17 protein-coding genes are annotated in these 20,435 nt (G+C 38.1%); 7 read left to right on the top strand and 10 right to left on the bottom strand.

Annotation, left to right across the window (positions count from 1 at the left end):
- Window positions 1-2 precede the first annotated feature (2 nt).
- Window positions 3-1,487: a cytochrome-c peroxidase gene (locus ABR854_RS22675; RefSeq protein WP_350268139.1), complete on the bottom strand. Its 1,485-nt coding sequence runs from the start codon at window positions 1,485-1,487 to the stop codon at window positions 3-5.
- Between the two features lie 302 nt (window positions 1,488-1,789).
- Here ABR854_RS22675 and ABR854_RS22670 point away from each other — a divergent pair, with 302 nt between their 5' ends.
- Entirely contained in the window at window positions 1,790-2,401 is a 612-nt protein-coding gene (locus tag ABR854_RS22670; RefSeq protein ID WP_350268138.1) for a M23 family metallopeptidase, read from the top strand.
- A gap of 35 nt (window positions 2,402-2,436) precedes the next feature.
- Here the strand turns inward: ABR854_RS22670 and ABR854_RS22665 are convergent, their stop codons facing one another.
- The 6 genes from ABR854_RS22665 to ABR854_RS22640 form a co-directional block, all read right to left on the bottom strand.
- Window positions 2,437-3,405 (bottom strand): ThuA domain-containing protein, encoded by a 969-nt coding sequence (locus tag ABR854_RS22665; protein ID WP_350268136.1) that lies wholly within the window; start codon window positions 3,403-3,405, stop codon window positions 2,437-2,439.
- A 79-nt stretch (window positions 3,406-3,484) separates the two neighbouring features.
- Window positions 3,485-6,433, bottom strand: coding sequence for a serine hydrolase domain-containing protein (locus ABR854_RS22660; RefSeq protein ID WP_350268135.1), 2,949 nt, complete (start codon window positions 6,431-6,433; stop codon window positions 3,485-3,487).
- Window positions 6,434-6,567: 134 nt separating this feature from the next.
- Window positions 6,568-6,843, bottom strand: coding sequence for a type II toxin-antitoxin system RelE family toxin (locus tag ABR854_RS22655; protein WP_350268134.1), 276 nt, complete (start codon window positions 6,841-6,843; stop codon window positions 6,568-6,570).
- 2 nt (window positions 6,844-6,845) lie between these two features.
- On the bottom strand, window positions 6,846-7,052 hold the full coding sequence (locus ABR854_RS22650) for a hypothetical protein (RefSeq protein ID WP_350268133.1): 207 nt from the start codon (window positions 7,050-7,052) through the stop codon (window positions 6,846-6,848).
- Between the two features lie 133 nt (window positions 7,053-7,185).
- On the bottom strand, window positions 7,186-8,247 hold the full coding sequence (locus tag ABR854_RS22645; RefSeq protein ID WP_350268132.1) for a 2Fe-2S iron-sulfur cluster-binding protein: 1,062 nt from the start codon (window positions 8,245-8,247) through the stop codon (window positions 7,186-7,188).
- A gap of 30 nt (window positions 8,248-8,277) precedes the next feature.
- Window positions 8,278-10,743 carry a T9SS type A sorting domain-containing protein gene (locus ABR854_RS22640; RefSeq protein WP_350268131.1) on the bottom strand — a complete coding sequence of 822 codons (2,466 nt, stop codon included), beginning with the start codon at window positions 10,741-10,743 and terminating at the stop codon, window positions 8,278-8,280.
- Window positions 10,744-11,134: 391 nt separating this feature from the next.
- On the opposite strand from ABR854_RS22640, the gene rplM reads away from it, so the two are divergent.
- The 4 genes from rplM (at window position 11,135) to tsf (ending at window position 14,058) form a co-directional block, all read left to right on the top strand.
- Complete coding sequence (gene rplM, locus ABR854_RS22635) at window positions 11,135-11,578, top strand: 50S ribosomal protein L13 (RefSeq protein WP_064197998.1); 444 nt, start codon at window positions 11,135-11,137, stop codon at window positions 11,576-11,578.
- A 133-nt stretch (window positions 11,579-11,711) separates the two neighbouring features.
- On the top strand, window positions 11,712-12,098 hold the full coding sequence (gene rpsI / locus ABR854_RS22630) for a 30S ribosomal protein S9 (protein ID WP_350268130.1): 387 nt from the start codon (window positions 11,712-11,714) through the stop codon (window positions 12,096-12,098).
- Between the two features lie 202 nt (window positions 12,099-12,300).
- Window positions 12,301-13,128: a 30S ribosomal protein S2 gene (rpsB, locus tag ABR854_RS22625; protein WP_350268129.1), complete on the top strand. Its 828-nt coding sequence runs from the start codon at window positions 12,301-12,303 to the stop codon at window positions 13,126-13,128.
- Between the two features lie 105 nt (window positions 13,129-13,233).
- Complete coding sequence (gene tsf / locus ABR854_RS22620) at window positions 13,234-14,058, top strand: translation elongation factor Ts (protein ID WP_350268128.1); 825 nt, start codon at window positions 13,234-13,236, stop codon at window positions 14,056-14,058.
- Window positions 14,059-14,150: 92 nt separating this feature from the next.
- On the opposite strand, the gene ABR854_RS22615 is transcribed toward tsf, so the two are convergent.
- The gene (locus ABR854_RS22615) at window positions 14,151-14,840 is read right to left on the bottom strand and encodes a porin family protein (RefSeq protein ID WP_350268127.1); all 690 of its coding nucleotides are present in this window, start codon (window positions 14,838-14,840) and stop codon (window positions 14,151-14,153) included.
- Window positions 14,841-15,045: 205 nt separating this feature from the next.
- Between ABR854_RS22615 and ABR854_RS22610 the strand changes: the two genes are divergently transcribed.
- Both ABR854_RS22610 and ABR854_RS22605 read left to right on the top strand, forming a co-directional pair.
- The gene (locus tag ABR854_RS22610; RefSeq protein WP_350268126.1) at window positions 15,046-16,401 is read left to right on the top strand and encodes a methyltransferase RsmF C-terminal domain-like protein; all 1,356 of its coding nucleotides are present in this window, start codon (window positions 15,046-15,048) and stop codon (window positions 16,399-16,401) included.
- Between the two features lie 159 nt (window positions 16,402-16,560).
- The gene (locus ABR854_RS22605; RefSeq protein WP_350268125.1) at window positions 16,561-17,718 is read left to right on the top strand and encodes an iron-containing alcohol dehydrogenase; all 1,158 of its coding nucleotides are present in this window, start codon (window positions 16,561-16,563) and stop codon (window positions 17,716-17,718) included.
- A gap of 97 nt (window positions 17,719-17,815) precedes the next feature.
- Here the strand turns inward: ABR854_RS22605 and ABR854_RS22600 are convergent, their stop codons facing one another.
- Together ABR854_RS22600 and ABR854_RS22595 are read right to left on the bottom strand one after the other, a co-directional pair.
- Complete coding sequence (locus tag ABR854_RS22600; RefSeq protein WP_350268124.1) at window positions 17,816-19,156, bottom strand: hypothetical protein; 1,341 nt, start codon at window positions 19,154-19,156, stop codon at window positions 17,816-17,818.
- 161 nt (window positions 19,157-19,317) lie between these two features.
- Window positions 19,318-20,349, bottom strand: a complete 1,032-nt coding sequence (locus tag ABR854_RS22595; RefSeq protein WP_350268123.1) for a DUF6807 domain-containing protein — start codon at window positions 20,347-20,349, stop codon at window positions 19,318-19,320.
- Window positions 20,350-20,435 lie beyond the last annotated feature (86 nt).

The raw sequence follows: 20,435 nt of genomic DNA, 5'->3' as shown, positions 1-20,435 counted from the left end.
TTTTAATAATATCCGCCAACTTTTCGATTAAGAGCAATTGGCATTATGGGTAAACTTTTGGGTTCTGTTTTATCTATTTCAGAATCTGTCAATGACTCTAAAAACGTTTTTAATGCTTGGTGCTCTCGGTCTGAAAGTTTTTCTCCGTAGTGTTTTTTTATTACATCCGATAATTCGGTCAATCTGCCATCGTGCATATATGGCTGTGTGAGTAAAATATTTCGTAATGTTGGAGTTTTTATACCATCATAAAATTCATTTTTTGTATAAAATGGTGGCAAAAAACCCGAAAAAGTACCAGCAAAATGACATGAGGCACAGTTTTTCATAAAAACATTATAACCTTCCGATAAATCGACCGTAGTGTTTTTTTCTCGTACCCATTCATCAAAAACACTTTTTTTGCTTGATAATGATTTAATAAAAACCGTGAGAGCATCTTGAATTTGAAGCTGATTAATACTTTTTTGTTGATAAACTTTCTCAAATTTTTGAACATATTCTTCACTCGAAGAAAGACGTTTGATGATGGTTGGGAAATCATTGCGAAATTCATCTGGATGAGTCACAACCGAAGCGATAACCGAAGGAATGTCGACCGCTCGACCATCGTGAAAAAATGATGTATTGTAAGAAGCATTGATAAGCGTGGGCGAATTTCTCATAAGATTTGTACCTAACTGAAATCCTAAACTTGTCTGCCTGTTATCACAAAAAGCTTTTTGCGGACGATGACACGATGAGCAACTACGCTTGAAATTGGACGAAAGTGCCGTTTCATAGAAAAGTAGTTTCCCAAGAGAAATCTTTGATGTATCGGGCTTGTTTTCACTTGATAAAACTTCTTCAAAAAGTGTTGATTTCGTAATATCTATATTAGCTAAATATGCTTTTTCGATGGGTAAAACGAAGTCAATGTATAAGCTTTTCCAGTCAATTTCCCCCTTATTTAGAACTTCGTGGTAATCGTATAAAAATTTATCTATTTGCTGTTTATTTGACCAATTTTGAAGCGTATTTAAGAATCGAAGCGTTCGGATTTGGGCTTGGGCTTCTGCTTTTTTTTGCTCAAATGATTGATTAGTTTTCCAACCTGTGAGTGTGAGCAGATAGGTTGTTCGTACAGATTTAAGGTAAGCATCTACCCAATCAATTTCACTGAGTTCTTGTAAATCAAACACTAATTCCCCGAGATTTATACTCAGTTTATCAAGTTCTTGTTGAGTAATAAAACGTTCTAATTTTTGTAAAATTTGAGCATTTTCAATGAATAAATCTTCATTTTTCACAAAAAAACAAAGTATTTCGAATGATTTATAAGATTCTCTGATTTGAGAAATTGAGGTAGTTGGAATAAGTTGTTTTTGAATTTGTAGCGTAGCATCTATCAAGTATTTCTTTTGTGGAGAGTCATCTTTTCGGGTCAGAGATGCAAGTACAACAAAAGAGACCAAGCACAATGATATGACTTGATAGATTAATTTCATTTCAGGAAATACGTAGTTGCCCCATTAGAAGGCAATTTATATAGCAAGTTTAAAAAAATATTAACGGTCGCTGCACCAATTTCTCTTGAAAAAAATAGAGAATTGAATTGCTGTATATACTTTCGGAATATTAAACCTTATGGATTTATGAAGGCAAAAAAAAGTACTAAACCGAGTTTATTTAACCTTCTGGACAACAAGAATGTTTAGCACTATACGTTGAATCTATTGAATGTTTACAACATAAAGTACTTTTTAATAGACAAACGACTTATTTTTGTATCCACATTCGATATTTGATAATGAAGAAAGTAACGTTAATAATATTTTTGCTGTCCATAAATTTTTCGGTTTTTTCACAACTTGCGAGCAATAACCCTCCCGAAGAAGATTATTGGGAAACCCAACTCACACCGATGGTTGAGATTAATGATATGCTTCGCCATATTTACAGCGACCCATTCAAAGAAAACTTCATCAATGCAATTCCTGCGGGTTATCCGATGAAAAAAGAAGTCAATATCAATTCATTTTATGGTTTTCGTAATCACCCTGTGCATAAAGTTTCGTTGTTTCATCGTGGTATTGACTTGAAAGGAGCAACAGGCGAAAAAGCCATTGCAACGGGCGATGGAGATGTGATTGACGTTGGTTTTAAGGTTGATTTAGGAAATTACATCAAAATCAAACATTGCTACGGTTTTGAGTCGATTTATGGCCATTTAAATAAAATTTCGGTAAAGAAAGGCCAACATGTGAAGCGAATGCAGGTAATTGGAGAAGTAGGTGCTACGGGAACGGTAACTGGGCCGCATTTACATTATACATTGAAGAAAAATAATCAATACATCGACCCGTTTGATTTTCTGTTTATGGATTTCGAGCGAGGAAAAATTAGTATGCTGAATAAGTAATCCACAAAGTTTTTGTGGATTACCTTCTAAAAATATCATTTAAATGTTCTACTACTTGTCTTTTCGGCAGTTGGAAAGTCTTGCGGAATCGGCAATGTAACTTTACCAGTAGCGGCCCACTCCGAGCCTCTAAGCAAACAAGTGATAAAGCCTACACATTCGACAGAGTAATCAATATGCCCCATTGGTGTGTGGAAAATCCTACCTTTTCCGTAGTTAAGTGTGAGTAACATTGGTTCATGACGCTCAGTTCCTCTCTTATCTTTTGCCGAAAACGCAGTTGCCAATACTTCCATATTCTCGGCTGGTCCTCTGAGTCGGTCATACAATTCATCTTTGGCGTGTAGCCATTTTGTTGGCATTCCTTTCGTAATCGGATGCTCCGAATTTCTGATTTCAATCACATACTCATGCTCTGGCCCGTGCGAACCCGCTTTACCTGCGGAATTATCACGTATAATTTGTCCTTCGTTGTTATAATACACATAAGGGCCATCTTTTTCGGTACGATCGCCCCAGCCACCCAAACCAATCATTTTATTGTAGTCAGGCCATTGTGGAAACGAATTATCTGCGGCATGAATTACTACCAATCCTCCGCCTTTTTTCATGTATTTCTCAAAATTCTTTTGCGTTTCTTCAGGCCACGGAGCAGCGTTCCAACCAAAATTACAAATTACTAAATCATATTTTGAAAAATCTGGTTTGAAATCAGGGTCTATTTGCGATTTTTTCATTGCTTCGGTTTCGCCAAGTCCTTCAATTGGGAATTTCTTTATAAATTCTTCCCCCAACCATGTATATTTTGTTCGTTGCACATCTACTTTAAATTTACCTGTTTCTTCCAAATAATTCTTCATCATGAAGGTTATTTTGGGCCATTGAACATGGTTATTTTGCCCATCAACAATGAGGGTTCGAATGATTGATTTCTTCTTTTGTGCCAACGTAGTAAAAGTGAATGAAAGAAAAAGAAATGAAAGGAAGATAGTTATTTTGTTCATAGAAAGGGTTGTCTTTATCTGAGAGCAAATTAGCATAAAGTTCTATGAAACACAAACGTTGGGCGTGTAAAATCTAAGACTATTGAATAATGGCAGCGTTGATAACTTCGTGGATACGTTTACGAATCTTCAAAGTATTGATTTTATTATTGGCCGAACTTTGATAAACTCGGTTTGAAAGAAAAATAAAAATTAAATCTCGCTCAGGGTCAACCCACACGGCTGTGCCTGTAAAGCCCGTATGACCAAAAGTTTTGGGCGAGGCATCAATCGCAATTACGGGTTTATCATCTCCTGCTTCGGGTTTGTCCCAGCCGAGTCCTCGGTGACTGCGTTGTGTATAATTTCGGGCAAAATGTGGAACGGTTGTAGGAAACAAAATCTGACGACCGCCATAATAACCTTTCTGCAAATTCATCTGATAAAGTTTCACTAAATCGCTCACATTACTGAAAAGTCCCGCATGGCCAGCCACTCCACCAAGCAAAGCGGCGTTTGGGTCGTGCACGGTTCCTTGAATCTGTGAGGCTCGAAAAAGTGCATCGTTTTCGGTTGGAGCAATATTATTTTTGGCAAATTTTGTATTCGGATTATAAAGCGTTGATGTCATTCCGAGGGGTTCGTAAATATTCTGTTCCACAAATTCATCGAGTGGCTGATTCGTGATTCTCTCAACCATTTTTTGAAGAATAACCAAACCTAAATCGCTATAAGTAAACCTATATCCACCCAATCTATCATAGACATTGATAAGTTTTGATTGCTGCACCCAACGCCAAACTGAATCTCGGATGGTGGGCGTAATATACAGATTATCAGATACTTGCAGATTTACACTATCTTTTGCGAAACGATAATAATCACTTTTAAAAGTTCCTCCCGACTTGGTTTTCTCCCAAAACGGAATGAACGCCACCAAACCAGCTTGGTGCATCAGAATATCCGAAACCAACATATTTTCTTTGTTAGTTCCACGCATTTCGGGTAGGTAGGTTGAGGCTTTTTCATTCAAATCAATCGCACCTCTTTCGTTTAAAAGCATAACCGCTTGTAATGTTGCCGAAACTTTGGTCATTGATGCAATGTCATAAAGTGTCTGGTCGTTTACTGGCTCATAAATATCATAACGAAGTGTACCAAAATTTCGATTATAAACTACTTTTCCATTACGAGCTACCAAAACCTGACATCCAGGAAAAGCCCGATTACTGATGCCTTGCTGCACAATCTGTTCAATTTCATTGAGTTTTTTTTCGTTCATGCCTACGCTCTCGGGAGTTCCGAAAGATACCCTTCCGATGCGTTCGGTTTGCACGCCATTTCCTACTTTCTGCTCGTAAGTGACCGTCACTGGCAATTTCCCTTTGGCTGGCAATGCACCAAATAAAATCTGTGGCACAACTCGCTGTGAAGCAATTTCATCTTCATAGCCACAAACTAAATTTGGCACGCCATCGTATAATTTCATGCCGTATGGATTCCCAAAACCTACTACAACCACTTTGGTTTTTTGTCGAAGTTGATTTATAAACGAAATCGTTGCTGGCGAAACGCCGTAGTTTCTATCACCTCGGCTGTTCATATCATGCACGCTTACCACTACTACTTTATACTTAGAAGCCTCTTCTAAAACCCACGCTACATCTTTATCAGCCGCAGGTTTAAAAGGTACAGCAAAATGCCTAAAATTGGCATATTGACTCAGCATTTTCTGAAACTCATTACCCGATTCGGCACTGATAGCCACCGATGCAAAACTCGTAGTATCAATATTCACAAAAGGCAATAAATTATCTTGATTTTTGATGATTGTTACGGCCTGCTCAAACAATTCAGCTTTTAAGTCAGTGGCTTTTTTGTTGTTTAAATCACTGCCCAAACCAGCCATTTCGATTGGTTTATAATTATTCAAACCCGCCCAAAATTTCGACTTTAAGATTTTCTTTACACGAGCCTCCAGTTCTGCTATCGGAATTTGTCCACTTTCTACTGCCGCTTTGATTCTGTTAAATGCCGCAGGAAGGTTCCCCGATTGCAATAAAATGTCATTTCCTGCCAAAAAGGCCAATAATTCTGGTTCGCCTGCTTGTAAACCTGCCGTAATTCCCCGCATATTGAGGGCATCAGTAATGGCAATTCCTTCAAAACCCATTTTCTCTTTGATGGTTTCGGTCACAATTTTGCGAGAAATTGAGGTTGGCGTATTGGTGCGAGGCTCAAGAGCTGGCACAAATAAATGCCCAGTCATGACCATAGCCACACTGTCGGCAATAAGTTTTCGGAAAGGGTAAAGCTCTACTTCGTTCAATCTATCAATCGAATGACTCACCCAAGGAAGCGTTCGGTGAGAGTCTTGGTCGGTATCGCCATGCCCTGGAAAATGTTTGGCACTTCCCATGACATTGTATTTTTTCATTCCTTTGATATACATCGCACCTTTTTCGGCAACATTATACTGAGATTCACCAAACGAACGATAATTGATAATCGGGTTTTTGGGGTTGGTATTGACATCGACCGAAGGAGCAAAGTTTACGTGAATGCCCAGACGCTTGCATTGACGGCCGACTTCTTCACCAAATTTTTCGACATAATTATTATCTTGAATAGCACCGAGCGTTATTTGTTTCGGAAACTCAATGACACTATCGAGCCGCATACCCAAACCCCACTCAGCATCCATACCGATCATGAGCGGGATACGGGAAATTTGTTGATAACGATTCGTCAAACGTGCTTGGCGATACGGCCCTCCCTGAAAGAAAATCAGACCACCAAGATGATACGTTGCAATATTATTTTCTACTTGTTGGTAGTAAGTTTCGGTACGATTCGAGAAAGTAGCAATCATAAATAATTGTCCAACTTTCTCCTCCAATGTCATGGTTGAAAGTAAACTATCAGCCCAGCGTTCTTGACGAGCGAGATAATCGGGCGGAGTTTTTTGGGGTAAAATAAACGAAGTCAGTAAACCAAAAAAGCTACAAATAATAGCCAGCAAAAGTATTTTTCTGTTTTTAAAAAGCACGGAAGTAAGTTTATGTTTTGGGGGTATAACGAACAAAAAAGCCACAGATTATTACAAAAGTAAATAATCTGTGGCTTAAAATGAAAATTTTATCCGAACTAAGCAGGCAATGTTTTTAAGTCTTCCTTGATTGCTTAATAAATATCCCCACGCTTTTTGACTTGTACAATAGTGATAGTAATAATTTCCTGTTCGATTGTGTAAATAATTCTATAATCCCCCACTCTGATTCTATAACACTGCTTAATTGATGTTCTATCGCTCTTAAATCCTGAAAGCTTTTTATAGCCCGCAGGAAAAGGATTTTCTGCTAAATCGTCTATGGCTTTTTCAGCATGAATTTTCGAAAACGTTGACAGTTTCTCCAGCTCTTTTTGAGCTTTTTTGTGAACAACTATTTTGTACCCCATATTTAATCATGTTTTTTATACAAATTAGCCTTCACTTCTTCCCAAGGGATAGTATCATCGTCATCTCTTGCCATAGCTTCTTGTGTATCCATCAAGTCTTCGATGTATTCTCTAACCTCCTTGTTTTTCAAGCTAATAATAATATCCGTAGGTTTTCCTTTTGCATCAGTTATATATCTTACGTGCTTTTTAAGAGTTGTTGCTGTCATGTTTATAGCTAAATTTATACTGCAATAATAGCAAGAAATATTGAATTTTTGAGAAATATTGAGGAATAAAAAAGCCATAAATCGCTCTTTTAAAGCAATTTATGGCATAAAAAATACTTTTAAAATCTCTTTCTTAATCAATCTCAATGACCACACCTTTCGACATCGGGTGAGCTACGCAAGTAAGAATCAAGCCTCTTTTGAGTTCTTTTTCGGTCAGACCATCTTCTTCATCGAGTTTTACTTTTCCTTCCGTACAAGTACCCATACAGGCCGTGCACATACCCGCTTGGCAAGAATACGGCAAATCAATATCCAAGTCTAAAGCCGCTTCCAAAATCGTTTGGTGCGGTTGCACTTCAAACTCATATTCATCGCCGTTGTATTTCACTTTTACGGTCTGAGTTTGTAGCGATTCGTCGGTTTCTTGAGGTTCGTCTTCAACCATCGGAGCATGGAAATTTTCACGGTGGATACGGTCTTTCGATACATTATAAATACCCAAACCAGCAATTACGTCTTCCATCATACCAACAGGCCCGCAGAGATAAAAATTATCTTTTGAGAAATCAGTATCCGCCTCTTTCATGATTCTGATAGCTGCTCCTTGATTGATTCGACCGCATTTTCCCACCCAAACACTTGATGGACGGCTCAACAAATGATGCACAACCAAGCGTGAACCATACTGAGCTTCGAGTTCTTCGAGTTTGCTTTTAAAGATAATAGTTTCTTCGCTACGATTTCCGTAAATGATAGTTACACGAGAATTTGACTCCATTTTCAGCACCGACTTTGTGATTGACATCATCGGTGTAATACCACTTCCTGCTGCAAAAAGCACTAAGTGACGAGTTTTATCGGCATCTGGCTCTACGAAGAAATTACCCAGTGGCTCAAGCACTTCTAAGAAATCGCCTACTTTTACGTTATCGTTGAGGTAATTAGAAACCAAACCACCCTCTACTCGCTTCACGGTTACTCCAATGGCAGTATCGCTATGTGGTGAAGTGGACATCGAATAACTACGACGTACTTTCTTACCACCTTCGCCCGCTGGTACAATAATCGTAATAAACTGCCCTGCTTTATACTTGATTTGCTCGCTTAATGGATGCCAAAAATAAATGGTTACGCTATCAGCCGTTTCTTGTACGACTTCTTTTACTTGTAGGAAATATGTTTTTAACGACATTTTTATTGGTTTATTTAGACCTTCGGTCTATTACTGACTAATTACTATCTTCTTAACTGCTTCTTGCTGCGAAGTGTTTATTTTGAGCAGATACTGGCCGCTCGTTAGGTTTCTAATATCAAATTTCTCCTGTTGATTTCCACCTACTGATTTTAGTTTTCGTTGCTCAATCACTCGACCTCGACTATCTAAAATCGTTATGCTGATTTGCTTGTTTGGTTCGGTATCAAACGACACACTCAATTGCTCGCTTACAGGATTCGGGTAAATACTTACCTCAGCACCTTTCGGAGCTTCATTGGCCAAAATTGGACTAACTTTCACTTCAGTTTGAGCATTTCCTTGGCAATTATTGGCATCAGTTACTTTTACGCTATACGTACCCGAAGCACTCACCGAAATATTCAAAATACTCGGATTCTGCACCGTCGAAGCAAAACTATTTGGCCCAGTCCATTCGTATTTCAGCGGAGCGGTTCCTGTGCTCGAAGCACTGCTCAGTCTCAACAATTCACCTTCAAAATATGGACCAGTATTACTGGCTGTAACCACCAATTTAACTGCTTGAATCAAAATCGAATTTGAAACCGCACTTTCTTTACAACCCGAAATCGCACAGGTCGCAGTATAAGTTGTATTACCAACTGGCGAAACCGCAATAGAAGAACTGGTTAAACCATTCGACCATTTCAATAAACCATCTTTGCAACTACTCGAAGTCAAGGTTACTCTTTCGTTTCCACCTGCACAAACAGATAATTTATCAGATGCTATTATCGGAACACCCGTATCTCCCACCGTAATTTCAACGGTATTCACACTTTCAATGACGGGCGAGGTAGAAACTACCTTTATTTTGTAAGTTCCTTTCTCTAAATCTTGTGTAGTTTTTACATTCACCGTTCTGCGAGTATCATTTCCTAACTCAATCGCTTTATCAAAATTCCCAGTTTTGTCAGAAAGTAACACTCTAAATCTATTATCGAGATTAAAACTACCGTCAGCAGTAGTAAATGTAATAGAAAAACTTTGTCCCGCACAAAAACTATTTGGACTTGGCGAAGCAACTGTAATACTCGGTGGCACCTCTAAGCCAATCTTACCAGTTTCAGTAAAATAATTGGTGTATAAATCTACTGAGCCACCACGGCCATCTTCCAATTCTTTATTACAGCCATAAAGCACAATTACGCCACCCGTTTTTGGATGAAGCATTAAACGATAATCACTAAAAAAAGTATAATCTTTTATCGCCACGCCATCTTCGCCAAACTTTGGATTTCCATTTGAATCAAAGTGCTGAACCGTTAGGTCATAGCCAATATTTTTAGGAAATAACCACAACGTATAAACTCCGTCTTTTCCATCCGAAATGAGCTTATTTGGCAGAAAATAAGATTTATCAGAACGTGGTGTAAAGACATCTTTTTTCCAAATGATACTTCCACTGGCATTGATTTTTGCCATCTGAAAAGGTCTTGATTTATCGCCTGTTTCAATCCAAGTGGCCAATCCACCACCATCACTCGTTGGTACAATCTGCACATCAAAAGTTGAGTTTGAACCTAAATTCACGCCGCTACTTCCCCATAAATTCTTTCCATCCTTATTTATTTTATGCACAAATACGGTTCTCCTATCCGATGCCGTAAGTGTTCTACCAACGATTGCATTACCTTCTGCATCAACTTTAAATAAATCAATGCGAGTATTTCCCGAAAATGGGTTTGGTAAAGCAGAGGTTAGCGGAATTATTGCCTTATTAGTCGCATCAAACAACTGGAACGAATAATCGGTGCTTGGGTCTTTTATTAGGGCAATAAATTTGCTGTTTTTCTCATCGTACAAAACCTTCGTTTCTAATCCTTTCGCTTCAAACAATTTTACTTCATTTTCAACAACTTTCCCTGCATAATTCAGCTTTTTTGTAAAAACTACATTATTATTAGTCGAGCGATTGAAAACATTGAAAGTTATCAACAATTTATCATTTTTTAGGTCATTCAATTCCAAAACACCATCGTTGGCATCATCACTTGTGAGTTCTTGGTCAGTCACCTTCACACCATCGGCCGCCCATTGAGCTTTTCCCTCACTCGAAACATACTGAGCATATAAATTTCTGCGGTCGGTTCTACTTACATCAATACATCTATGCCACAAAATATACGCACCACCTTTGCCATCGGGTTTTATTAATTTGGGAGTATATATAAATGTGCTTTTATCTAAGATTCTGCCTATGCGTAAGCCATCTTTTGTCCATTGAGGTGTGCCTTTAGCATCAAGCTTTTGGGCATATAAATCAATCAGATTACTTCTATAATCAGCCCACACGTAAAAGCTATTTCCGTCATCGTCAATAGAATAAAGTACAGCATACTGAAAGTCAGGTGCTGCACTCACCATTGAAGGAGTGGTTTCGTTAGATTTCCATTGAGCGAAGCTCTTAGGTAGCATAAATGTTAACAGCAAAAAGGTAATAATGTATTTCATGATTTTTGGTGGGTCTAACTGGGTATGTTTATAAATGTAGCTGTGAAGATGCTTAATACTGCTACAAATTTACGTTCTTATCTTCATATCAACTAATTACGCATAAAATAATTCGTAAGTTATTGTTTTTATTAAAAGAAATTTATAATTTTGCAGCCCCAAAATACCACCCTCGTAGCGTAGCCCGTTTGTTCGAGGGAGAATTTAAGTTAGGGAGAAACGCTAATTCCGAAGCGAATCAAGTGTTGTTTCAGCACCCCATAACTTCGTGGAAAAAGTCATCGAAAGGTAGTCGTAGCAGTTGGGAGTGAAAGCTAAAAATAGATGACAAATGCTTTTTTCAAACCGTTTGGGAAGCCAAGCGTATCGAACATTTAAAATAAACAAAACAGTGAAGCATTTAAGTTACAAAACGATTTCAGCTAACAGCGAAACCGTTAATAAAGAATGGGTAGTTATTGATGCTACCGACAAAGTATTGGGCCGCTTGTGTAGCCAGATTGCGAATATTATTCGTGGTAAAAACAAAACAAACTTTACTCCTCACGTTGACTGTGGCGATAACGTAATTGTTATCAATGCAGAAAAAATACGTTTGACAGGAAAGAAAATGACTGATAAAGTTTATATCCGTCATACAGGACACCCAGGTGGACAACGTTTTGCTACTCCACGTGAGTTAATGGCAAAAGATGGTCGTCGTGTGGTAGAAATGGCCGTAAAAGGTATGCTACCAAAGGGCATTTTAGGTCGTCGTCTATATACAAACTTGTATGTTTACGCTGGTTCTGAACACCCACACGCAGCTCAAACACCAAAAACTATTGAATTATAATTTGGTGATTTGTTATTAGTTACTGGTTATTAGTTGTGAGTAAGTCGTTTGACCAATTTCCCAATAACCAACTTACTGATAGCCAAAACAATTTCTTTATTTATTCAGAATATTTTCAAATTTCTATATACAAATGCAAGTTATCAACGCAGTAGGTAGAAGAAAAACAGCTGTAGCCCGTATCTACATGAAAGCGGGAAATGGTGAAGTTTCTATCAATGGAAAAGGTTTGAAGGAATATTTCCCTTCAGAAATTCTCCAAATTATCTTGAACCAACCATTTGCTACAACAAGCACGGCTGGTCAGTATGATTTAAAAGTAAACGTAAACGGTGGTGGAATTGCTGGACAAGCGGAAGCTGTTCGTATGGCAGTTTCTCGTGCTTTGTGTGAAGCAAATGCAGAAAACCGTCCAGCGTTGAAAAAAGAAGGTTTCTTAACTCGTGATGCACGTATGGTTGAACGTAAAAAACCAGGTCGTCGTAAAGCACGTAAGAGATTCCAATTCTCGAAACGTTAATATTATTTACGAATTACGAGGTACAAACTACGAATTTTTCTATTTGTACTTCGCAGTTTTTATATGAAGCTCATTACTCTTTATTCGTAAATCGTAATTCTTCATTCGTAAATCTATTTTATAGTCCAGACAGCACTTAATCGTGTCCGGTGTGCTGTGCTGCGTAGTTTAATTTATTATTTACATCTTACTAATTAGTCAAATGGCACAATTAGAGTACAAAGAATTATTGGATGCAGGTGTACACTTCGGTCACCTTACCCGTAAATGGGACCCAAAAATGGCACCGTATATCTTCATGGAGAAAAACGGTATCCACATCATCGACCTTAACAAAACTCTTGCTTGTTTAGAAGACGCTCAAGAAGTTGTAAAAGGAATCGTTCGTTCTGGACGCAAAATCATGTTCGTAGCTACGAAGAAACAAGCTCAAGAAATCGTTGCTGAAGAAGCACGTCGCTTAAAAATGCCTTACGTAACTGAGCGTTGGTTAGGTGGTATGCTTACAAACTTTGCAACAATCAAGAAATCTTTGAAGAAATTGCAAAATGTAGAGCGTATGTTGAAAGACGAAGCTACTGCTAAAAATATCGCAAAACGTGAGCGTTTAATGCTTGACCGTGAGCGTATCAAACTTGACAGATTGTTGGGTGGTGTAGCTGACTTATCAAGACTTCCTGCTGCTTTGTTTGTTGTTGACGTTAAGCGTGAACACCTTGCAGTTTCAGAAGCTCACCGTTTGGGTATTCCAGTAATTGCAATCTGCGATACTAACTCAAACCCTGAAGCAGTTGAGTATCCAATCCCAGGAAACGATGATGCTTACAAATCAGTAGCCTTGATTACTTTGGCTATCGGTAAGGCTATCGAAGAAGGTATCATGGAGCGTAAAGTTGACAAAGACAACGCTGCATTACAAGATGAAGAAGATGCAAAACGTGCAGTTGACGAAGCAAGAGCTATTGTTTCACCTGAAGCAGTAGTAGCAGAAGAAACTCCTGCCGTAGCAGACGAAGAAACAGAAGCTTAATATAAGGCTAATGATATAATTCAGATAGAATAGCCCGAAGCGAAAGTTTTGGGCTGTTCTGTTTCAAAAGATAAAGTATTAATACAAACTTAATAAAAACATAAAATGAATATCACAGCAGCAGATGTAAACAAACTCCGTCAGATGACAGGAGCGGGTATGATGGACTGTAAAAAAGCTTTGACAGAAGCAGAAGGAGATTTCGACAAAGCGGTAGAGGTTCTTCGTAAAGCTGGACAAAAAGTAGCAGCAAAACGTGCTGACAACGAAACAAATGAAGGATTAGTATTGATTAGCGATAACGGTAAAAATGCTACAATCTTAGCATTAGCTTGCGAAACTGAGCCAGTTTCTAAAGTTGATTCATTCCGTGAGTTAGCAGCTGATGTTTTAAAAACAGGCGTAGAAAATAACGCAAAAGATAAAGAAACTTTATTGGCTACTAAAATGGCTGATGGCCGCACTGTTGAAGAGGCTATCATCGAATTAGTGGGTAAAATCGGTGAGAAAATCGTTGTAACTGATTACCAATTTGTAGAAGCTGAGCAAGTTGTATCATACAGCCACTCAACTGGTAAATTAGGTGTATTAGTTGCTTTTGATAATATTCAAGGAACTGACGTAACTGAGGTTGGTAAAGACGTAGCGATGCAAATTGCAGCGATGAAGCCAGTAGGTCTTGACAAAGACGATGTTGACCCAGCCATCGTTCAAAAAGAAATCGAAATCGGTATGGAAGTTGCTCGCCAAGAAGGTAAAGCAGAAGCCATGTTGGAGAAAATTGCCATGGGTAAATTAGGTAAATTCTACAAAGAAAATACTTTATTGAACCAAGTTTTCGTAAAAGATAATAACTTGACAATCGCTCAATTATTAGAATCAACTTTGAAAGGCTTGAAAATCACAGCTTTTAAAAGAGTTCAAATCTAATAGTACACGGACGATTAAGTTTAAGGAAGTCTTCGGACTGGGTGTCCCCCTTTAGCGAAGACTTCCTTTTTTGTTTAGCCTTTATTTTCGCTTTAGACCTCTCTCAGCTTCGACCTTAAAGCAAACGATAAACCCACCGAAAAACCTACGGTTTGATTTCTTACGGGTAATTGTACCAAAGGCAAATTTAGTACACGAGAGAAACCATGTTGATAACGCCCTTCCATGAAAAACTTACCATTTTTAAATGGAATTTCGTAACCCAACGCTCCTACTCCACTCAATTCGGCATCTTTGAAAAGCCCAGTGCCAAGCCCCGTACGAATCGGAAAAATATTTAGTACACGAATCACGGTTCTTGAATCAAACAAATACCCAACTGATGGCCCCAATAAAATATAGGTGTGTCCATGATTTGAGTCTCCAAGTTTGAATTTTGCCAAAATTGGTACTTCTAAATGGTTATTTTTCAGAGCAATTCGTCCACCAATCGGAATATTGATTCCAAATAAATTTTCGCCTCCACCCACATTAAAAGATTCATTTATCGCAAAACCTTTCTGAGTAAAAGCCAATTCGGGTTGAATCGAAATTCGTTCAGAAATTGGCAATTCGACAAAAATGGCACCCGATGGAGCTGGTAAAAGTTTAAAATCGGGTATAATATTTTCAATCAATTTGAATTTTGTCATGGTTGAGCCCGTAACGCCTCCACGCACACCAACAAAAATCTGGGCAAAACTCAAGTTTGCCAACAACACAAATACAAGTGTTTTGAACATAGTTCTCATTTTAGTAATCAGTTTTAATTAAATTTGTAAAAAAATGAGTAATATTCTCGAATAGGCGATTTGGTTAAATTAATTTGACAAAAGAATGTGAAATTGAAAAGCTTTATTCTCATGTCTCTTGTCACACTTCTCATATCTTTCTTTAAGATGCCATTAAGACGTCGAGCGTTGCACTTTTACTGTTAATGAAAAGTAAATGAATTTACCCGAAAATTTTGTAGCCCAAATGCAGCACATCCTTGGTGCTGAATATTCGACTTTTGCCGAAAGTCTCGAACAAGAAACGCCAACAGCTATTAGACTGAATCCTCGTAAAAAGGTATCGGCCGATGCTCTATTGGGAGAAAACTTGGAGACCGTAAAATGGAATGCAGATGGGCGATATTTACCACAGCGTCCTGTTTTTACACTCGACCCTGCATTTCATGCGGGGGCATATTACGTGCAGGAAGCCTCTTCAATGTTTGTAGCCGAAGCAGCAAAACAAACACTCGATTTTGAAAAACCAGTCAGAGTGATGGATTTATGTGCTGCTCCTGGTGGAAAAACTACTCTTTTGGCTTCGTTGCTCAACGAAAAAAGTCTTTTAGTTGCCAATGAAGTGATTAAAAGTAGAGTTGCACCATTGAAAGAAAACCTCGAAAAGTGGGGTTTTCCGAACTATATCGTGAGCAACCACGACCCCGAAGATATGATTGACTTGGAAGGCTTTTTTGATTTAGTTCTGACCGATGCTCCTTGTTCGGGCGAAGGGCTTTTCAGAAAAGACCCTAAAGCACGCAACGAGTGGTCGGTTGATAGTGTACAACTTTGCTCGGCTCGCCAAAAGCGTATTTTGCAAGCAGCGGCAATGTTGGTTGCTCCAAATGGTTATTTGTGCTACTCGACCTGCACATATAATGAAAAAGAAAATCAAGAAAATGCTTTATGGCTTACGCAAATCGCTGATTTTGAAGAAGTTAAACTAACTATTCCTACCGAGTGGAATATTACTGAGAAAAATTTTGGTTATCAGTTTTATCCGCATAAAACCAAAGGTGAGGGTTTTTATTTGGCTATTTTCCGCAAAACACAAGGCTCAAGAGCCGAAGTAAGAGGAAAAGTAAAGTTCAACCGTGTACCACAGAAAAAAGTTGAATTATTGAAAAAATGGCTGGCAAACCCTGAAAATTTCGATTTTTATGAAAAGCCAGAAGGAGCAATCGTAGCGATTCCGACCAATTTATCTAACGAATATTCGACAATTTTGAGGGTTTTACAAAAACGTTCGTCGGGCTTCGAGATTGGACAATTCAAAGGCGAAGATTTTATTCCGAGCCATGATTTAGCGTTGAGTTCGGTCATTTCTCCCAATTTGCCTTTCGTTGATTTATCGAAAGAAGATGCTCTAAAGTTTCTAAAAAAAGAACAGATTTTGATCGAAAATGCACCAAATGGTTGGCTTCTGGCTCGATACGAAGGCCTAAACCTTGGTTTTATGAAAGTCATTGGCAATAGAATGAATAATTATTTACCGAAAGAATGGCGAATTCGGATGGATATTCCTGAATGATTTTTTACCACGGAGGCACGGATTACACAAAGTTTCACAGAGTTTATCTCAGTGTAAATCTATGTAATTCGTGCCTCCGTGGTTATTTAATATTTGTCGGAAAAACTTTATTCAAAATAGCTTTGTTTGAAATAGATAGAATCATCAAACAAAAAGCTAATGTTCAATAATTTCGTCTATCAAAATCCAGTAAAAATACTTTTTGGCAAAGGTCAGATTGCTCAATTAAGTAAACAAATTCCTGCCGATGCAAAGATTTTGCTTACTTATGGCGGTGGCAGTATTTTCCAAAATGGGGTTTACGAACAAGTAAAAAAAGCCCTCGAAGGTAGAAATATCGTAGAATTTGGCGGAATCGAAGCCAATCCTACTTACGAAACACTCATGCAAGCCGTCGAACTGGGGCGTAAAGAAGAAATAACTTTCTTATTAGCCGTTGGCGGTGGCTCGGTACTTGACGGTACTAAGTTTATTGCCGCAGCCATTCCATTTGATAGTGACGATGCTTGGCAAATTGTAACGGGACAAGCAAAATATAAGACAGCTATTCCGTTGGGGTCGGTGCTGACTTTGCCTGCTACGGGTTCAGAAATGAATTATTATGCAGTAATCAGCAAGAAATCTACTCACGAAAAGAAAGGAATGGGCGGACCATTGGTTTACCCAAAGTTTTCGATTCTTGACCCTGAAACTACGTATTCATTACCACCACGCCAAATTGCCAATGGCATTGCCGATGCCTTTACGCACGTCATGGAACAGTATATGACTTACCCAGTTGATGCTCAAATTCAAGATCGTTTTGCCGAATCGGTCATTCAGACGTTGATTGAGGTTGCACCAAAAACGCTCGAAAATCCGACTGACTATGAAGCTCGTGCCAATTTTATGTGGGCAGCCACGGTGGCTCTCAATGGTTGGATTGGTTTGGGCGTGCCACAAGATTGGGCAACCCACCAAATTGGGCATGAACTCACCGCTTTTCATGGTGTTGACCACGCCCGAACGCTGGCAGTTGTGTTGCCCCATTTATTGCAGTACAAAAAAGCAGATAAACGAGCAAAACTGATTCAATATGCCAAAAGAGTTTGGAATTTGAGCGGAACCGATGACGAATTGGTGACTGGAGCAATTCAGAAAACTGGCGAATTTTATGAATCGTTAGGTTTGCCAATCAAAGCCAGTGAATATGGTGTAAACGAAGAAACGATTGGCAAAATAAAGCAACGTTTTGAAGAAAGAGGCGTAAATTTTGGTGAAAAATCTGATATTACTCCTGCGGTTGTAGCCGAGATTTTGGAAATGAGTATTGCGTAAAACGATTTACGAAAGTAGAATTACGAAAATATACGAATATCTCGTGTGATTATGAAAAAACGTGGCATATTTTTAAAAATGTGCCACGTTTTTTTGATTATTTCTTCATTTTCGCAAGCGTTTCTTCAAACTTGGTCGTATCAGCTTTCCATAATTTTGCTGTTTCTATTACATCGGTTTGCCATTTAATAGCTTCTTCTTTCTGCCCTAACTTGAAAAGTAATTGGGCGTAGGTATCCATCATATAAGGGTTTTTCTTTCGTGAAGCATCCATTGACAACACTTCGTTGATTTCTAAAGCTCTTTTCGACCATTTCAAGGCTTTATTCAAGTTATTAAAATCATTTGAAAACTCAAAATATCTGTAAGAAATATTATTAAGTTCATCGGCATATTTCTGATAAAATGAACTATAAGATTCTGAAATAAGTGTGTCTTTTTTTGTACTTGCAAGGTATTTACTTCGAGCAATGCTATCTCTTTTCAACAGAGTATCAAGGCTTGAAGTCATCAAAGTATAGTTTGCAAATGTTTCTGCAGTACTCAGAAACTTCAATGTATCTTTCACTTCTTTATAAAATCTAAGTATTGTTGTTTGATAAAAAAAACTTCCTTTTTCCCAGTCTTTTCCATGACCATTAGAAACAAAAGTAGCCAAACGACCAGCTAAAGTGCTATTTCTTTCAGTAACCGCTTTTCTAAATGTAGCACCACTAATCCTACTATTTATTATAACTCGTTGATTAAGTGGTAAAATTCTGAATAAACTATCTGTCATTTTTTCAGGTAAAACTGCATATAAAACCTTTCTTACTTTACTATCAATCGGAGAAGCTGTATTTATCAAAAGTTTTACATTTTCAATCGTTGATAATTCTCCGATTGTATGCAAGTTGATATACTCTTCTGTGATGCTCTCCACTTCATGTTCGACCGAAATTTTATATTCGATATACTTTTTTAAAAAATTTTTATCTCTATTGCCGCTTTTATATTTGGTTTCTAAGTCTTGTCTTACAGGGTCTTTTGCATTTGTAATAGCACTGTTTGCAAGTCCTAAATATTTATTTTCATCAGAATAGCTCTCCCACTCTAAACCTATTAAATCGGCATTGGTATCTAAAAAAATCGAACTTGGAAGAACTTTAAATGTAGTTTTCTTTACTAATTCCTTATAAATTCTTGAGTTCATTTCTATCTCAATAGAAATGAAGTTTTGGGCATATTTTTCTCTCAATTTTGTACTACTCAAACCCTTTCGGGCAACATCATTACACTGATTACAACTTTCAGATTTGGTCTGTACGAAAATCAATTTATTGCGTGTTTGGGCGGCAGTAAACAAGGTTGGTAAATCATCAAAACTTTCAAATTTTACTTGCGAGAAGGTTATTTGGGAAATAAATAATAGCCATACGAAGAAATAGCGGAATGTCATGGTGTGAATATAATTGTTTGTAAATATTGGATTTCGCCACAATTATACTGATAAATGATTAATTTCAATGAAAAACGTAAAGAAATGTGATGTTTGGAAAATAAAAAAAAACGTGGCACATTCATGAGATGTACCACGTTCGCTTTCTAAAATCTATAATCTTACTGCACCTTCGCAAAATCGGCAGTTAATTTGTTCATTTCGGTGTCTGAAACTTCGCCCGAAGTTACCACTAATCTAAAACGAAAAGTGGTTGATTGATTCGGAGCAAGTTTGAAATTCAAGACATCTTTTCCATTAGAAAATGCCTTTTGTCCAAGCGGATTTGCCGAGAAAAGGCCATATCCACGAGAGTGCCAATAGGTTGGATACCCAACATTTTTTGGGTGGTCGATAATAGCAACCGAGATTTTTTCTTCACCGATTTTACCACGAAGATTTACCCAGTCCGAGCGTTTTGCCCAAGTATCTTCTCCTTCGATTCCCTCTTTATTGCGGTAGCTTCCTGTAATTCCTGTATTATCCAACGACGGCACGCTGGTAGCAACCCCACTTGCATCGGTAAAGATTTCTGCTTTGGTAGATGGATGTTCCAATTGGCGAGCTAAACGAATCGCAAAAGTACCGTCTTTCACATCTTTAAATAAAACTTCTTTATCGACAGCCGTTAATGTCGTAATTCTATCCGTAACACGCTGTTTATCAGTTCCTTGAAAAACATAAGTTGTTGTTTCTTTCAACATCACTTTTCCATCTTTATCGAGCCAATCGGCCGTTACGACCAACGATCCTTTATCTTTACCCGATTTTACAGACTTAATTCCTGTATGCACGATTGTACCATAAACACCCTTCGGATTTGGCGGTGTGTTTGAATTATTCCAGAAATCATGACCGTTTACGTCTTCGTAGTTAAACCATACGCCTACGTGGTGCGGATGGTCAACACGCTCGCCTGGGCGTGGGTCCATTGGCCAGCCACGAGTGATAAGTGTACCTTCCGATGTACGAACTGGATATAAAACGGCTTTCTTTAGTTTGTCGGGGCCTGGATAGATATAAGAAGTAAAAGCCTTACCATCGACGAGTACATCCACTTTTTTATTGGCATCATCACGAACAATTTTCACAGGCTTTGTTTGTCCGAAAAGAGCAGCAGGAACAAGTGAAAAAAGTAAAAATATTCTTTTCATGAGTTTTTTAAATTGGATAGAGTAAATTAATATAGCAAAGTAAGCACTCTTTTTCAATCTTAACTACCGAAATATTTGCTTTTTCT

Source organism: Emticicia sp. W12TSBA100-4, assembly GCF_040253585.1.
GTDB lineage: Bacteria > Bacteroidota > Bacteroidia > Cytophagales > Spirosomataceae > Emticicia.
This window is presented reverse-complemented; position numbering and strand designations above follow the sequence as displayed.

Bases quoted from the DNA above. Each gene is read 5' to 3' on its own strand.
- ABR854_RS22675 (WP_350268139.1), bottom strand. From the start codon at position 1,487: ATGAAATTAATCTATCAAGTCATATCATTGTGCTTGGTCTCTTTTGTT.
- ABR854_RS22670 (WP_350268138.1), top strand. From the start codon at position 1,790: ATGAAGAAAGTAACGTTAATAATATTTTTGCTGTCCATAAATTTTTCG.
- ABR854_RS22665 (WP_350268136.1), bottom strand. From the start codon at position 3,405: ATGAACAAAATAACTATCTTCCTTTCATTTCTTTTTCTTTCATTCACT.
- ABR854_RS22655 (WP_350268134.1), bottom strand. From the start codon at position 6,843: ATGGGGTACAAAATAGTTGTTCACAAAAAAGCTCAAAAAGAGCTGGAG.
- ABR854_RS22650 (WP_350268133.1), bottom strand. From the start codon at position 7,052: ATGACAGCAACAACTCTTAAAAAGCACGTAAGATATATAACTGATGCA.
- ABR854_RS22645 (WP_350268132.1), bottom strand. From the start codon at position 8,247: ATGTCGTTAAAAACATATTTCCTACAAGTAAAAGAAGTCGTACAAGAA.
- ABR854_RS22640 (WP_350268131.1), bottom strand. From the start codon at position 10,743: ATGAAATACATTATTACCTTTTTGCTGTTAACATTTATGCTACCTAAG.
- rpsI (WP_350268130.1), top strand. From the start codon at position 11,712: ATGCAAGTTATCAACGCAGTAGGTAGAAGAAAAACAGCTGTAGCCCGT.
- rpsB (WP_350268129.1), top strand. From the start codon at position 12,301: ATGGCACAATTAGAGTACAAAGAATTATTGGATGCAGGTGTACACTTC.
- tsf (WP_350268128.1), top strand. From the start codon at position 13,234: ATGAATATCACAGCAGCAGATGTAAACAAACTCCGTCAGATGACAGGA.
- ABR854_RS22615 (WP_350268127.1), bottom strand. From the start codon at position 14,840: ATGTTCAAAACACTTGTATTTGTGTTGTTGGCAAACTTGAGTTTTGCC.
- ABR854_RS22610 (WP_350268126.1), top strand. From the start codon at position 15,046: ATGAATTTACCCGAAAATTTTGTAGCCCAAATGCAGCACATCCTTGGT.
- ABR854_RS22605 (WP_350268125.1), top strand. From the start codon at position 16,561: ATGTTCAATAATTTCGTCTATCAAAATCCAGTAAAAATACTTTTTGGC.
- ABR854_RS22600 (WP_350268124.1), bottom strand. From the start codon at position 19,156: ATGACATTCCGCTATTTCTTCGTATGGCTATTATTTATTTCCCAAATA.
- ABR854_RS22595 (WP_350268123.1), bottom strand. From the start codon at position 20,349: ATGAAAAGAATATTTTTACTTTTTTCACTTGTTCCTGCTGCTCTTTTC.